Origin of the sequence: Nocardioides sp. B-3, from assembly GCF_024703895.1 — a bacterium.
In the GTDB taxonomy this organism is placed as follows: domain Bacteria; phylum Actinomycetota; class Actinomycetes; order Propionibacteriales; family Nocardioidaceae; genus Nocardioides.
On sequence record NZ_CP087968.1, the window covers coordinates 1,514,507 to 1,528,473 of the forward strand.

13 protein-coding genes and 7 pseudogenes are annotated in these 13,967 nt (G+C 71.0%); 13 read left to right on the forward strand and 7 right to left on the reverse strand.

Annotation, left to right across the window (positions count from 1 at the left end):
- Positions 1-87: 87 nt before the first annotated feature.
- A complete protein-coding gene (locus LP418_RS09960) occupies positions 88-633 on the reverse strand; it encodes a hypothetical protein (RefSeq protein WP_257956158.1) in 546 nt (181 codons plus the stop codon).
- A gap of 232 nt (positions 634-865) precedes the next feature.
- Positions 866-1,471, reverse strand: a complete 606-nt coding sequence (locus LP418_RS09965; RefSeq protein ID WP_257956159.1) for a hypothetical protein — start codon at positions 1,469-1,471, stop codon at positions 866-868.
- Positions 1,472-1,612: 141 nt separating this feature from the next.
- On the opposite strand from LP418_RS09965, the gene LP418_RS09970 reads away from it, so the two are divergent.
- The 4 genes and pseudogenes from LP418_RS09970 (at position 1,613) to LP418_RS09985 (ending at position 6,076) form a co-directional block, all read left to right on the forward strand.
- On the forward strand, positions 1,613-1,885 hold the full coding sequence (locus tag LP418_RS09970; RefSeq protein WP_257956160.1) for a hypothetical protein: 273 nt from the start codon (positions 1,613-1,615) through the stop codon (positions 1,883-1,885).
- 1,010 nt (positions 1,886-2,895) lie between these two features.
- Positions 2,896-4,710: pseudogene (gene eccCb, locus LP418_RS09975) on the forward strand (type VII secretion protein EccCb); the annotation flags it as partial.
- 29 nt (positions 4,711-4,739) lie between these two features.
- Complete coding sequence (locus LP418_RS09980; protein ID WP_257956161.1) at positions 4,740-5,564, forward strand: FtsK/SpoIIIE domain-containing protein; 825 nt, start codon at positions 4,740-4,742, stop codon at positions 5,562-5,564.
- A 206-nt stretch (positions 5,565-5,770) separates the two neighbouring features.
- Entirely contained in the window at positions 5,771-6,076 is a 306-nt protein-coding gene (locus LP418_RS09985; RefSeq protein ID WP_257956162.1) for a hypothetical protein, read from the forward strand.
- On the opposite strand, the gene LP418_RS32970 is transcribed toward LP418_RS09985, so the two are convergent.
- Both LP418_RS32970 and LP418_RS32975 read right to left on the reverse strand, forming a co-directional pair.
- Complete coding sequence (locus LP418_RS32970; protein ID WP_442940154.1) at positions 5,960-6,547, reverse strand: nuclear transport factor 2 family protein; 588 nt, start codon at positions 6,545-6,547, stop codon at positions 5,960-5,962. The two genes, LP418_RS09985 and LP418_RS32970, sit on opposite strands and share 117 nt — an antisense overlap.
- A pseudogene (locus LP418_RS32975) lies at positions 6,544-8,120 on the reverse strand (helicase HerA-like domain-containing protein). The gene LP418_RS32970 and the pseudogene LP418_RS32975 overlap by 4 nt, the downstream one beginning before the upstream one ends.
- A 65-nt stretch (positions 8,121-8,185) precedes the next feature.
- On the opposite strand from LP418_RS32975, the pseudogene LP418_RS10000 reads away from it, so the two are divergent.
- Positions 8,186-8,483, forward strand: a pseudogene (locus LP418_RS10000) (type II toxin-antitoxin system VapB family antitoxin).
- Positions 8,483-8,986 (forward strand): LytR C-terminal domain-containing protein, encoded by a 504-nt coding sequence (locus LP418_RS10005; RefSeq protein WP_257956164.1) that lies wholly within the window; start codon positions 8,483-8,485, stop codon positions 8,984-8,986. The pseudogene LP418_RS10000 and the gene LP418_RS10005 overlap by 1 nt, the downstream one beginning before the upstream one ends.
- Before the next feature lie 14 nt (positions 8,987-9,000).
- On the opposite strand, the gene LP418_RS32980 is transcribed toward LP418_RS10005, so the two are convergent.
- From LP418_RS32980 to LP418_RS32990, 3 genes and pseudogenes are all read right to left on the reverse strand, one after another.
- On the reverse strand, positions 9,001-9,156 hold the full coding sequence (locus tag LP418_RS32980) for a hypothetical protein (protein ID WP_442940155.1): 156 nt from the start codon (positions 9,154-9,156) through the stop codon (positions 9,001-9,003).
- Positions 9,157-9,418: 262 nt separating this feature from the next.
- Positions 9,419-9,790: pseudogene (locus LP418_RS32985) on the reverse strand (potassium/proton antiporter); the annotation flags it as partial.
- A complete protein-coding gene (locus tag LP418_RS32990) occupies positions 9,748-10,386 on the reverse strand; it encodes a cation:proton antiporter domain-containing protein (protein WP_442940156.1) in 639 nt (212 codons plus the stop codon). The pseudogene LP418_RS32985 and the gene LP418_RS32990, both read right to left, overlap by 43 nt.
- A 370-nt stretch (positions 10,387-10,756) precedes the next feature.
- On the opposite strand from LP418_RS32990, the gene LP418_RS10015 reads away from it, so the two are divergent.
- From LP418_RS10015 to LP418_RS10045, 7 genes and pseudogenes are all read left to right on the forward strand, one after another.
- A complete protein-coding gene (locus LP418_RS10015) occupies positions 10,757-11,017 on the forward strand; it encodes a hypothetical protein (RefSeq protein WP_257957320.1) in 261 nt (86 codons plus the stop codon).
- A pseudogene (locus LP418_RS10020) lies at positions 10,954-11,688 on the forward strand (FAD-binding protein); the annotation flags it as partial. The gene LP418_RS10015 and the pseudogene LP418_RS10020, both read left to right, overlap by 64 nt.
- A gap of 76 nt (positions 11,689-11,764) precedes the next feature.
- Positions 11,765-11,914 (forward strand): annotated as a pseudogene (locus tag LP418_RS10025) (hypothetical protein); the annotation flags it as partial.
- Between the two features lie 15 nt (positions 11,915-11,929).
- Positions 11,930-12,079, forward strand: coding sequence for a hypothetical protein (locus LP418_RS10030; protein ID WP_257957321.1), 150 nt, complete (start codon positions 11,930-11,932; stop codon positions 12,077-12,079).
- 50 nt (positions 12,080-12,129) lie between these two features.
- Positions 12,130-12,985: pseudogene (locus LP418_RS10035) on the forward strand (aminotransferase class I/II-fold pyridoxal phosphate-dependent enzyme); the annotation flags it as partial.
- A gap of 97 nt (positions 12,986-13,082) precedes the next feature.
- Entirely contained in the window at positions 13,083-13,247 is a 165-nt protein-coding gene (locus LP418_RS10040; protein ID WP_257957322.1) for a hypothetical protein, read from the forward strand.
- Between the two features lie 100 nt (positions 13,248-13,347).
- On the forward strand, positions 13,348-13,773 hold the full coding sequence (locus LP418_RS10045; protein WP_257957323.1) for a hypothetical protein: 426 nt from the start codon (positions 13,348-13,350) through the stop codon (positions 13,771-13,773).
- Positions 13,774-13,967: the final 194 nt, after the last annotated feature.

Genomic DNA, 13,967 nt, shown 5'->3' on the forward strand with positions numbered 1-13,967 from the left:
TGGGTGGTGCTCTGAATGTCACGCTCGGGGAGACGTCCCGACCCCCCGCGCTGACATCGATGTACCCAGGCGAATCCGGGCTAAACATCAAGAAGTCATTTCCCACAGGGCACGGAAGAGACCGGACGCAACCACGGTCGAGGCGAAGGCAAGCGCACCGGTCAGGGACTCGGCGACCTCGGCCTTGCGCGACCACCACACCGAGCGCCACCCGCGACCGGTGGCGACCGCAGCCGCGAGGCTGATCGCACCGAGCAGAGTCACGACGACCGGGCCCCACGTCGTCCACGTGGAGGTCAGGTCGCTGATCTCGAAGGCGACCAGCCACAGCCAGCACGCGAGCCCCGCCGCGCGCAGCAATCGGCGTGCCGCCGTGTGGCGGTACTGCCGGGCAGCCGGGAGGATCGCCGCACCGGCGAAGAACGTCAGGCAGCGCGCACCGATGCGGTCCGGGTCGATGTTCGCGGTGTGCAGCAGCAGCGGCGCAGCGATCAGGGTGAGCAGCAGGATCGCTGCGCACGACGCGGTCACGGTCCCGGTGGCGTCCTCGACGAGGCGTCGCATCGCCGTCTCCGGGATCACCAGACGCCCGCGTCGGCTGCTGGTCTTGTCCCGGGCCGACCACGCCGTCACGGCCGGGCGGTCCAGGGTCGAGGAGCGCCTCGTCGGGTACGTCGATGGCGAGCGACGGAGCGAACCGCGCACCGAGCATGGCGAGGACCATCAGGACGGCCCACGAGACACGGTCGTTCCACTCCAGCAACGAGGGGACCGCACAGATCCCGAACACGAGGCAGCCGACGACGATCCAGACGGTCAGGACTCGGGTCGCGAGCATCCGACATGGCGAGGGTGATCGCGGCAGTCAATGCCGCGGCCGGGGGCGCCAACGGCGACCACGGCGCCCATGAGGTGGTCGCCGGGCTCGAAGAAGGCGGCGTAGGCAGCGGCCGCGGCGAAGGCCGGCGCGGCCGCGGTGCGCTGCTCGGCGTGCCGCCCCCGGGGCAGGGCGCCGGTGAGCGCGCACGCCATCAGGACCCCCACGGTGACGGTGCGCAGCCAGTCGTTGCCGGACAGAGCGGCGTACCAGGGCAGAGAGGCCGGCGGCTGCTGCCGCGAGTCCCATCACGACGGCAGCGACCTGCGGGGTCTCGGCGACCGCCCTCGCGGCCGTGCCGTCGTCCTCGCTGGCCCCGGCCCGCCGGACACCGGTGGCGGCGATCAGCACGGCACCCGACTCGACGCCCATCTCGGCGAGCGCGCGGTCGGCGCGCAGGTGTTCGCCGAGAGCGGTCTGCAGGAGCGGTATGGCGGTCATGCCGGCCCGGTCGGCGTAGGCCCGACCGACGTCGACGGGGGTCGCGCCGATCGGCACGACCATGTCCGGGACGCCCACGGGACCGTGCACGCTGATGGCGATCGTGGCGGCAGAGCCGGGCGACGGCATCAGTGGTGACACCGCTTCGGACACGTCTCCCCCTTGGACCGGCTGATCATCGGCTTCCGAGTTCGGCCGACGGTGTGCAGGGTAGTAGGTCGCCGGACACCCACCTATCATCGTGGCGAATGTCCGGGCATCGCCGGCCGACAGTGCTGGCGCTAGGGGAAACGCGTGAGCACTGCACTGCGAGGCGGGCAACGGCTCGACGAACCGGAGATGCCGGGCGGGCAGATCGTGCTGCAGCCGCCGCCGGAGCTCCGGGAGAACGAGGGCGCCAGCGGCGTCCTGATGAACGCGATCCCGATGCTCGGCAGCCTCGGTTCAATCGTCCCGGTCGCGACCATGGGCGGCGGCGGCAACCGCACCCGCAGCTTCCCCGGCGGCCGGCATGTTCCTCTTCGCCACGCTCGGCTTCATCATCGTGCAGATCGACCGGCAGCGTAAGCAGCGCGCGCAGCAGGTCACCGGCTCCCGCACCGAATACCTGCGCTACCTCGCGAACATCCGCAAGGTCGCGCGCAACGCCGCCGACCAGCAGCGCCGGGCACTGATGTGGCACCACCCCGAGCCGACCGCACTGCCGGCGCTCGCCGAGGAACGCACCCGTCTGTGGGAGCACGGTCCGGGTGACGCCAACTTCCTGCACGTGCGCTACGGCCTGTGTGCGCAGCCGCTGTCGCTGGAGCTGATCCCGCCGGAGAGCGCACCGGTCGACCGGGTCGATCCGGCGGCCGCGTCCGCGCTGCACCGACTCCTCGTCGTACACCGTCTGCAGCCCAACCTGCCCGCGTCGATCGACCTGCGCGCCTTCGACCGGATCGAGCTGTGCGGTCCCGAGGAGGACGCGCGCTCGGCTGCCCGCTCGATGATCTGCTCGGCCACGGCCTTCCACAACCCCGACCAGCTGGTCGTCGCGGTCCTCAGCTCCGAGGCCAACCTGACCCACTGGGACTGGGTGAAGTGGCTGCCGCACGCGCAGAGCGGCCGCGAGATGGACGCGGTCGGTCCGCGACGTCTGGTCGCCACCTCGATCGACGACCTCGGCCTGCTGCTGCCGCCCGACCTCAGCGACCGTCCGCGGTTCGGCGCCGACGAGCGCCCGCCCACACCGCACATCCTGCTCGTGATCGATGGCGGCCACCTGCCGCCCGGCAACCATGTCGTCCCGCCCGACGGCCTGCACGGCGTCACGCTGCTGGACATGCCGGCCCGCTGGGACGAGCTCGAGGACTCGACGCGGCTTCGGCTGCAGTTCGCCGGCGGCAAGCCCGAGCTCGACAAGCTGCCCGTGCTCGGTGTCCGCGTGCGCGAGGAGCCGGTCAAGGCCCTCATCGACCAGTGCGACCTCGCCACCGCCGAGGCATTCGCCCGACGGATCGCGCCGCTCAAGACCATCAGCGCCGACGCGTCCCTCCGGCGCGGCCGTCGACATCACCTCGGCCAACCCCGACCACATGGAGCTGCTCGGTCTCGGCGACATCCACACCTTCGACCCGGCCAGCTCCCGGCGCCCGCGCCCGGCGCGGGACCGGCTGCGGGTGCCGATCGGCATCGGCGACTCGGGCGGCCTGATCCACCTCGACATCAAGGAGTCCGCCCAGCAGGGCATGGGCCCGCACGGCCTGTGCATCGGTGCCACGGGTTCCGGAAAGTCGGAGTTCCTGCGCACGCTCGTGCTCGGTCTCGTGATGACGCACTCCCCCGAGCACCTCAACCTCGTGCTCGTCGACTTCAAGGGTGGCGCGACCTTCGCCGGCATGGCCGACATGCCCCACGTGTCAGCGGTCATCACCAACCTCGCCAACGAGCTCACCCTCGTCGACCGCATGCAGGACGCCCTGTCCGGCGAGATGGTCCGTCGCCGGGAGCTGCTGCGCGACGCCGGCAACTACGCCTCCATCCGCGACTACGAGAAGGCACGCGCCAACGGCGAGGACCTCGCCCCGATGCCGTCGCTGTTCATCGTGGTCGACGAGTTCTCCGAGATGCTCTCGGCGAAGCCTGAGTTCATCGACCTCTTCGTCGCGATCGGCCGGCTCGGTCGATCGCTCGGACTGCACCTCCTGCTCGCCTCGCAGCGCTCGGAGGAGGGCCGCCTGCGCGGCCTCGAGTCGCACCTGTCCTACCGCGTCGGCCTGCGCACGTTCTCCGCCGGCGAGTCGCGTGCCGTGCTCGGAGTCCCCGACGCCTACGAGCTGCCCGCGGTCCCCGGTCTCGGCTACCTGAAGCCCGACCAGTCGACGCTGCTGCGGTTCAAGGCGGCGTACGTCTCCCGGACCGCCGAGCGGACGTGCCCGGGTCAGCCGCGACGAGGGCGGTCACGTGCGCGGCATCCTGCCCTTCACGATCTCCGAGGTGCTCGCGCTCGAGCCGCTGGAGACCGAGGACGACGTCGCGCCGATGCCGGTGCAGCAGCAGGGCGAGCAGCCCTCGCTCCTCGACATCGCGGTCAACCGGATGATCGGCGTCGGCGACCCCGCCCACCGGTGTGGCTGCCGCCGCTCGACGTGCCCGACACCCTCGACGAGCTGATGCCCGACCTCGTCGAGGACCCCGAGCTCGGCCTCGTCTCGCCGCAGTGGCGCAACCTCAACGGCCCGGTCATCCCGCTCGGCACCGTCGACCGGCCGCGCGAGCAGCGTCGCGACACCATGACGCTCAACCTGTCCGGCGCCTCGGGCCACGTCGCCGTCGTCGGTGGTCCCCGCTCCGGCAAGAGCACGCTGCTGCGCACCATCGTCACCAGCATGGGTCTGGTCTCGACCCCGGCCGAGTCGCAGTTCTTCGTGCTCGACTTCGGTGGCGGCACGTTCGCGCCACTCGCTCGCTTCCCGCACGTGTCGGGTGTCGCAACCCGGTCCGAGCCCGATGTCGTACGCCGAGTGGTGGCCGAGATCCGGGGCGTGGTCGATCGCCGGGAGGCCTACTTCCGCGACCGGGGCATCGACTCGATCGAGACCTACCGCACCCGTCGCGCCCGGGGCCGCGCCGACGACGGCTGGGGCGACGTGTTCCCGGTCATCGACGGCTGGAGCACCCTGCGCGCGGAGTTCGACGACCTCGAGCTGGAGCTCCAGCAGCTCGCCGGGCGCGGCCTCACCTTCGGCCTGCACATCGTGGCCGCATCGACGCGTTGGGCCGACTTCCGCGCGGCCATGCGCGACGTCTTCGGCTCGAAGCTCGAGCTGCGGCTCGGCGACCCGGTCGACTCGGAGATCGACCGCAAGGTCGCGGCGCTGGTGCCGGCTGGCCGTCCCGGTAGAGGGCTCGTGCCGAGCAAGCTGCACTTCCTCAGCGCGTGCCGCGCGTCGACAGCGACGGCGACTCGGCCACCCTCGGCGAGGGCGTCGACCACCTCATCGACCGCGCCAACGCCGCCCGGAAGGGCGCACCCGGACCCAAGCTCCGGCTGCTGCCCGAGCTGGTCACGCTCGACAAGATCCGCGACGACGCCGTACGCCGAAAGATCGACGAGAAGCGCATCCTGATCGGCATCAACGAGAAGGAGCTCGCGCCGGTCGCCATCGACGTCAACGCCGAGCCGCACCTGCTGATCTACGGCGACGGGCAGTCGGGCAAGAGCGCACTGCTGCGCAACTACGTCAAGGAGGTCATGCGCACGCGCACGCCGAAGGAGGCGCAGATCGTCATCGTGGACTACCGGCGCTCGCTGCTCGGCGAGGTCCCCGACGAGTACCTCCTGAACTACCTGACCTCGGCCACCCGGGCCACGCCGACGCTGAAGGACATCGCGGCCTATCTCGAGAGCCGCATCCCCGGCCCGGACGTCACGCCCGACCAGCTGCGCAACCGGTCGTGGTGGACCGGCGCGGAGGTGTTCGTCGTGGTCGACGACTACGACCTCGGTCGCGACCGCCCAGTCCTCGCCGGTGCAGGCTCTCCAGCCGCTGATGGCGCAGGCCCGCGACACGGGCCTGCACCTCGTCGTGGCCCGCCGCGTCGGTGGCGCGTCGCGTGCGGCGTACGAACCGGTCCTGCAGTCGATGCGCGACTCGGCGATGCCCGGCGTGCTGCTGTCGGGACCGCGCGACGAGGGTGCCCTCATCGGCAACCTGCGTCCGCAGCCCTCCGCTCCCGGTCGGGCCCGCGTCGTCACCCGTGACAAGGGCATCGAGGTCGCGCAGCTGGCCTGGACAGACCCCACGATGTGAGCGACCGAGACGAGCGAGGCACGAGCGAGCGACCGAGCTCACCAGACAGGAATGTGAGTCAGCGCGTCTACGTCGACATGGTCGGCGACCTCTTCCACCCCGGACACGTTTCTCTCCTACGCGCGGCTCGTGAGCTCGGTGACCACCAGTCGTCGGCGTGCTCTCGGACGAGAGCGCATCGGCGTACAAGAGGCTGCCGATCATGACCCCGGCCGAACGCGTCATCGTGATCGAAGCCTGCCGCTACGTCGACGAGGTGATCCCGGACGCGCCGCTGCGGATCACCCAGGCCTTCTCGGACGAGCACGACCTCGGGCTCGTGGTGCACGGCGACGACGTCGACGCGTCAGGGGCGGCGGACGTCTACGGACCCGCCGTCACCGCTGGGCTGCTTCGCCTCGTGCCACGCACCGAAGACATCTCCACGACCGACCTGATCGATCGCGTGCGCAGCCGGACCTAGCTGTTTTCGCCGCGGGAACGGGCGCCCTGCTGGATCGTGGCGTCGCCCGGGGTGCGCGTCTTCTCGAAGATCCGCTCGTAGCCGGTGTGCGACATCCGCCAGCCGTCGGGCGTGCGGACGTAGCGGTCGGAGTAGAGCGCGGCGCCCTCGAGCGCGAAGTCGTGGGCGGGTGCGTAGACTCGGGTCGTGGAGGTGCCACGTGCCGGTCGCCTCATCGCCGTCGACGTGGATCTCCGGGTGGTGGCCATGGTGCATCGTGATCAGGTCGGGCACCAGCGACGAAGTGAGGAACTCCGGGATCGCGTCGCGATCGGCGCACTCCCGGGTCGGGTACGCCGCCGTCGCCTCGGGCACGAAGCAGGCCGCCACACCCGGCCAGTCCTTCGTGTCGACGCAGCGGAAGTAGGCGTACTTCAGCTGCCGGATCTCCTCGAGGTCCAGCAGCCGGCGCAGGTCGTCCCCGTGGGTCATCGTCGTCCGGACTTGAACATTCCGCGGGCGACCTCGCGCGCCGCCGTACGCATGAAGTCCTTGAAGGCACTGGACTTCACGACCGTCTCGAGCATGCCGTCCTCCTCCTTCTTCGCCTTGGTGGTGATGCGCTCGTTCTTCTGCTCGCGGGCCATCTCCTTGACCTTGACGTCCTCGGCCGCCTTCTTGGCACCTTCCTCGATGCGGGCGGCGAGCTTCTCGCGGGCGGACTCACGGTCGACGACCTCGGTGTACTTCGCGTGGAGCGGGCTGGCCTTGACGGCCGCCTCCATCGCGGTGGCGTCGGCCATCGCCATCAGCGACTCGGGCGCGCGCAGGCGGGTCCAGGGCGACGGGGGTCGGAGCGCCGCGCTCGTTCATGACGGTCACCACTGCCTCGCCGATGCCGAGGCTGGTGATCACCTCGCCGAGGTCGTCGTAGGCGGAGGTGGGGTAGGTGTTGACGGTCTGCTTGAGCGCCTTGGCGTCGTTGGGGGTGTGGGCGCGGAGCTGGTGCTGGATGCGGGAGCCGAGCTGGGCGAGCACCTCGTCGGGCACGTCGGTCGGGCTCTGGGTGACGAAGAAGACGCCGACGCCCTTGGAGCGGATCAGCCGCACCGTCTGGGCGATCTGGTCGAGGAACGCGTCGGACGCGTCGTTGAAGAGCAGGTGCGCCTCGTCGAAGAAGAACACCAGCTTGGGGCGGTCGATGTCGCCGACCTCGGGCAGGTCGTGGAAGAGATCGGCCAGCAGCCACATCAGGAACGTCGAGAACAGCGCCGGGCGGTCCTGCAGGTTGGGCAGCTCGATCAGGCTGATGACGCCCAAGCCGCTCTCGGTGACCCTGAGGAACTCGCTCGACTCGAACTCCGGCTCGCCGAAGAACGCGTCGGCGCCCCGGGCCCGGAAGGAGATCAGCTCGCGCAGGATCACACCCGCCGTCGCGCTCGAAAGTCCGCCGAGTCCCTTGAGGTCGGCCTTGCCCTCGTCGCTGGTCAGGAACTGCACGACAGCGCGCAGGTCGGCGAGGTCGAGCAGCGGCAACCCGGCCCGGTCGGCGTAGTGGAAGACGAGTCCGAGGCTGGACTCCCGGGTGTCGTTGAGGCCGAGCACCTTGCTCAGCAGCATCGGTCCGAACGACGTCATCGTGACCCGCATCGGTACGCCGATGCCCCGGCCTCCGAGGGCGAAGAACTCGGTCGGGGAAGCCGGTCGCGGTCCACTCCCGGCCGACCGACGTCGCGCGGGCCGTGATCTTCTCGCCGCCCTCGCCCGGAACGCTGAGGCCGGAGAGGTCGCCCTTGATGTCGGCCGCGAAGACCGGGACACCGTTGGCACTGAGCTGTTCGGCGAGGAGCTGGAGGGTCTTGGTCTTGCCCGTGCCGGTCGCGCCGGCGACGAGGCCGTGGCGGTTGAGCATCCCGAGCGGGATCCGGATCTTCACGTCGGACAGGTCGCTGGCGTTGAGCATCAACCCACCGAGCTCCAGCGCCGTTCCCTCGAAGGTGTAGCCGGGGGCGACCGCCGCCGCGATCGGGTCCTGCGTGGCCGGCGGCTCGGGAGTCTGCGTCATGGTCGAAGCGTAGTCAGGCCCGTCGCCGAAGGGCGTCGAGCCCGGCTCGTCTATATAGTCGCGGCGTGATCTTCAAACGGGTGGGCGATGGGCGTCCCTATCCCGCCCATGGCCTGCAGCCGCGCGGACTGGGCGAAGATCCCGCCGAGGCAGGTGCGCATCGACCACCTGATCACCACCAAGGACACCCTGCAGCTCGCCACGCTGCTCGACGACGACTCGACGTTCTACGGCGACCTCTTCGCGCACGTCGTGGAGTGGCAGGGCGACCTCTACCTCGAGGACGGCCTGCACCGCGCACTGCGAGCGGCCCTGCACCAGCGCAACATCCTGCACGCCCGGGTCCACGAGGTGGCGGCCTGATGACGGCATCGGTCAAGTCCGCACTGACGCTGCTCACCCTCGTCGGGCTGCTGCTCATCGCGGCCGTCTGGGGCTGGCAGGCGGCCACCAAGCCGCTCCCGAGCTCGGAGCCGCCGCCGCTGTGCACCGACGTCACCGTCAATGTCGGCGACCGGGTGTTCCACGACCAGGTCGCGGTCAGTGTCTACAACGGCAGCGACCGCAACGGCACGGCCGGCGCCACGATGGAGCAGCTCGAGGAGCGCGGCTTCGTCGGCGCCGACAGCGACAACGCCCCCGCCAAGATCGACGGCGTCGAGATCTGGAGCGACGAGCCCCGCAACGCGGCCGTACACCCGGTCGCGCGCCAGTTCAAGGGCGCGAAGGTCGTCTCGGGCGAGGAGCTCGGCCGCGGCATCGTGGTCGTGGTCGGCGAGTCGTTCAAGGCGCTGCGCGAGAAGGAGGTGGAGTCGGTGACCGCCGTCGAGACCTCCACGTTCTGCAGCCCGCCCGAAAGTCAGTAGGAGGCACGCCCTAACTAGTCGCGCTTCTTCGGATCGTCCAGCCACTGCGCCAGCCGGCCGCCGGAGGAGACCCGGCGCAGCCGCTCCTCGGTTGCCTCCCGCACCTTGCGCGGGGTCACGACCAGCAGGTCGTCGCCATGCCTCAGGACCGTCCGCAGCTCCGGCACCAACGCCCGGCCCCCGGCGGATCACCATCGAGACCGACACCCCGGGTGGCAGCCGCAGCTCGCCGACCTCGACACCGTGCATGCGCGAGCTGGGGGCGATCGTGACTCGGAGCAGGTCGGCCGCCACCTTCTCCAGCGGAGCGGCCTCGACGTCGAGCCCGCGTGGCTCGGACCGCCCGGCCACGCGCAGGAACCGCGCCGCCAGTGGCAGCGTGGGACCGGTGAGCATCGTGTAGACGACCACCATCACGAAGACGATGTCGAAGAGCCGGTCGGCGCCGTCGACCCCCTCGGCGAGCGGGATGGTCGTGAGCACGATGGGTACGGCGCCGCGCAACCCGGCCCAGGAGATGAACGACAGCTCACGCCACGGCATGGGCTGCACGACCGAGCTCACGAGCACCGAGAGCGGCCTCGCCACGAACGTCAGGATGAGCCCGGTGACGATGCCGAGACCCACGATCTCGAGCGTGATCCGACCGGGCGAGAGCAGCAGGCCGAGCATGACGAACAGCCCGATCTGGGCCAGCGACGCGAGGCCCTCGGCGAACGACCCGGTGGCGATCCGGTGCGGGAGCTCCCGGTTGCCGAGGATCAGCGCGGCGACGTAGACGGCCGCGAAGCCGGAGGCGTGCACGGCCGCAGGCTCCGCCGTACGCCACGAAGGCCGGGCAGAGGACCGCGAGCGGGTAGAGACCCGAGGACGGCAGCGCGATGCGGCGCATCACCCGGGCGCCGGCGAAGCCGGCCACGGCTCCGATCAGGGCACCGGCGGCGAGCTCGAAGACGATGAGGCCAGACACCGCCAGCAGCCCGCTCTCGGCCGCTGCGCCCGTGGAGATGACCGAGACCAGGGACGACCGTCGGTGCGTCGTTGAGACCCGACTCCGCCTCGAGAGCACCGGTGAGCCGCTTGGGCAGGGGCACGACGCGCAGCACGGAGAAGACGGCCGCGGCGTCAGTCGGCGAGCAGACCGCGCCGAGCAGGATCGCGAGCTCCCGGGGCAGGCCGAGCAGGAAGTGCGCGCCCACCGCGACCACCGCCACCGAGATGGCCACCCCCACGGTCGCCAGCGAGACCCCGAGCTTGATCGAGGGCCGCATCTCGCGCCAGTTGGTGGTGAGACCGCCCTCGGCCGGGATCAGCGCGAGCGCACCGAAGCCGAGCGCGTGCGCGAGCTGGGCGTCCTCGAACTCGATCCCGAGCCCGGCCTCGCCGAGCAGCACCCCCATCAGCAGGTAGAACAGCAGGCTGGGCAGCCCGACCCCCGGTCGACAGGCGCACCGCGAGAATCGCTGCCAGAGTGACCGGGGAGCCCACGAGCAGGAAGGAATCGAGCTGGTGGACGTCGAAGGTCACTCGCGCCTCATTCCTCGTCAGCTCGGGGTCGGGCACTGATCCTATCGGTGCCGCCCTGCCGCAAAACTGCAACGTGTTCTAGTCTGGGGCCATGGTCGACCGGGGCAAGGGCACCGCACTGCCGTCCGTCCTCGACGCGTCGGCGGTCGCGGACGCCGAGACGTTCGACGTCGTCGTGATCGGCTTCGGCATGGCCGGTGGGTGCGCCGCACTGGAGGCCGCGCGGGCGGGAGCGCGCTGCTGGTGCTGGAGCGGGCGGCCGTCCACGGCGGCACGTCCTCGATGTCCGGCGGGCACTTCTACCTCGGCGGCGGCACCGCCGTACAACGCGCCACCGGGCAGGCCGACTCCCCCGACGCGATGTTCGACTACCTGATGGCCGTCACGCCGTCGCCGGACGCCGCGAAGATTCGCTTGTACGCCGATGAGTCGGCCGCGCACTGGACTGGCTCGAGTCCCCGGGATTCGAGTTCGAGCGGTCGTTCTACCCGGAGAAGGCCGTGATCCAGCCCGGCACCGAGGGACTGATGTTCACCGGCAACGAGAAGGTCTGGCCGTTCCGCGAGCAGGCCACACCCGCACCCCGCGGCCACAAGGTGCCGCGCCCCGGCGACACCGGCGGCGGCGGGCTGGTGCTCGACCTGTTGGCCGCACGGCTCGCCGAGACCGACGCCGAGGTGCGCTTCGAGACCGGCGCGACCAACCTCGTGCAGGACGCGTCGGGTGCCGTGGTCGGCATCGCGTGGCGGCGCTTCGAGGAGACCGGCGTGGTGCGCGCGGCCTCGGTCGTCATCGCCGCCGGCGGCTTCGTGATGAACCCCGACATGGTCGCGGCCCACACCCCGAGCCTCGGCGCCAAGCTCTTCACCCTCGGATCGACGTACGACGACGGGTTGGGGCTGCGCCTCGGCAGGTCGGCGGGCGCCGCGTGGGAGCACATGGACGAAGCGTTCATCACCGCCCCCTTCTATCCGCCCGGCGACTTCGTGAAGGGCATCGTGGTCAACAAGGAGGGCCGGCGCTTCGTCGCCGAGGACTCCTACCACTCACGAACGTCCTACAACGTGATGAAGCAGACCGACTCCGCCGCCTACCTGATCCTCGACAGCGCACACATGGCCGAGCCGGCCATGCCGCTGTGCCCGCTGGTCGACGGCTGGGAGACGGTGCCGGAGATGGAGGCCGGGCTTGGGCTGCCGCCCGGCTCGCTGGTGGAGACCCCGGCGTCCTACAACGAGCACGCGGCCCGCGGTGAGGACCCCGACTTCCACAAGCACCCCCGACTGGCTGGCACCGCAGGACCGGGGGCCGTGGGGCGCCTTCGACCTGACACTCGGCACCGCGCTCTATGCCGGCTTCACCCTCGGCGGCATGGCCTGCGACGTCGACGGCCGCGTGCTCACTGAGGAGGGGACCGTGATCGACGGCCTGTACGCCGCCGGCGCCTGCGCCGCCAACATCGCGCAGGACGGTGCCGGCTACTCGTCCGGCACCCAGCTCGGCGAGGGTTCCTACTTCGGGCGGCGGGCAGGGCGTCACGCGGCTGCCCCTAGATTCTTGGCATGACCTCACGCCCGGCCGTTGCCCAGCGCGCCAACGTGCCGCCGTTCCACGTCATGGACCTGCTCGCCGCCGCGGCCGAGCGCCAGCGCACGCACGGCGACCCGGTCAACCCGGTGGCCGGCCAGCCCAGCACGGGAGCGCCGCAGCCGGTGCGCGACGAGGCGATCCGGTTGCTGTCCGGGTCCGACCCTCTCGGCTACACGGTGGCGGCCGGCGTGCCCGAGCTGCGGGCGGCGATCGCCGTACACCACAGGCGGCAGCACGGGATCGACGTCAGCGCGGACGACGTCATCGTCACCACCGGCTCCAGCGGCGGGTTCCTGCTCGCCTTCCTCGCGGCCTTCGAGGCGGGCGACCGCGTCGCGATGGCCCGACCCGGCTACCCCTGCTACCGCAACGTCCTGACCGCCCCGGGCTGCGAGGTGGTCGAGATCCCGACCGGGCCGGAGAACCGCTTCCAGCCGACGGTCGACCAGCTCGAGGCGTGTGGCGACATCAAGGGGCTCGTCATCGCCAGCCCGGCCAACCCCACCGGCACGATGCTGCTGCCCGCCGAGCTGGCGGCGATCGCGGCGTGGTGCGAGAACCGCGGCGTCCAGCTGGTCTCCGACGAGATCTACCACGGCATCGAGTACGCCTCGCCCGCGATGTCGCGCAGCGCCCGGGGAGACATCGCGCGAGGCGATCGTCTTCAGCTCCTTCTCGAAGTACTTCTCCATGACCGGCTGGCGGATCGGCTGGATGCTGGTCCCCGAGCGGTTGCGTCGAGCCGTGGACATCCTCACCGGCAACTTCACGATCTGCCCGCCGGTCATCGCCCAGTGGGCGTGCGTCGCGGCGTTCACCGAGGCGTCGTACGCCGAGCTCGACTCCCACGTCGAGCGCTACGCCGGCAACCGGCGACTCCTCTCGGACGGCCTCGCCTCCCTCGGCATCGACAGGCTCGCGCCGGCGGACGGCGCGTTCTCACGTCTACGCCGACGTCGGGCACCTGACCGACGACTCGATGGCGTTCAGCCGTCGACTGCTCGCCGAGACCGGTGTGGCGGTCACGCCCGGGATCGACTTCGACACCCGGGCGGGCGGGCGACACGTCCGGCTCAGCTTCGCCGGGCCGCAGGAGTCGATCACGGTCGGCCTCGAACGGCTCGGGTCCCGGCTTCTGGCATAGACCAGTTGAAGACGAACGCACCTTGCGGGTTTGGGAGCGGGAGCCAGTGGGAAGGGCGGTCAACAAGTACTGCACGGGGACGACGAGAAGGGTGTGATCGATGTACGGCGACTCCGCCGCATCGCGTAAGCGCGTCGCCCAGCTGCGTGAGCAGAGCGGCGACATCCGAGCTGCCGCCGACCGCCCGGTCGCCCGGGCCGAGAGCGTGCCGTGGCACGGTCGCGCTGCCGAGGCCATGCGCACGCGCATCAAGGAGCGCGCCAACCAGCTGCGCGTCGCCGCCGGCCACCACGAGACGGCGGCCGACTCCCCGGCTCGTCACGTCACCGAGGTCGACACCCGCAAGGAGGCGATCGAGTCCATCCAGCACAAGGCGGAGTCGATGACCACCGACGCCGTGTCGCGCATCGCCGCGCTGGACGAGGGCAGCACCCAACCTTCCGACGTCGATGCCGCGCTCGCGGCCTTCCTCCCTCCTCCGGCCGGTCACAAGGACTGGCTGACCGTTGAACTGCCGGGGCTCTGACATGGTGACCATCGACCTGACCACGCCGCCGCCGCCGGCCGCGAGCTTCCTCGACGGGCTGCCCCGTCGGCTGGCCCTCACGCTCCCCGAGCTCCGCCACGCCGCGAGCCTCGCCGGTGATGCGCCGCTCCCCTTCGACCCGGTCGAGACCTCCGGGTCCTCCTCAGGGGGTGGGCTGGAGGGTCGTCTGGGAC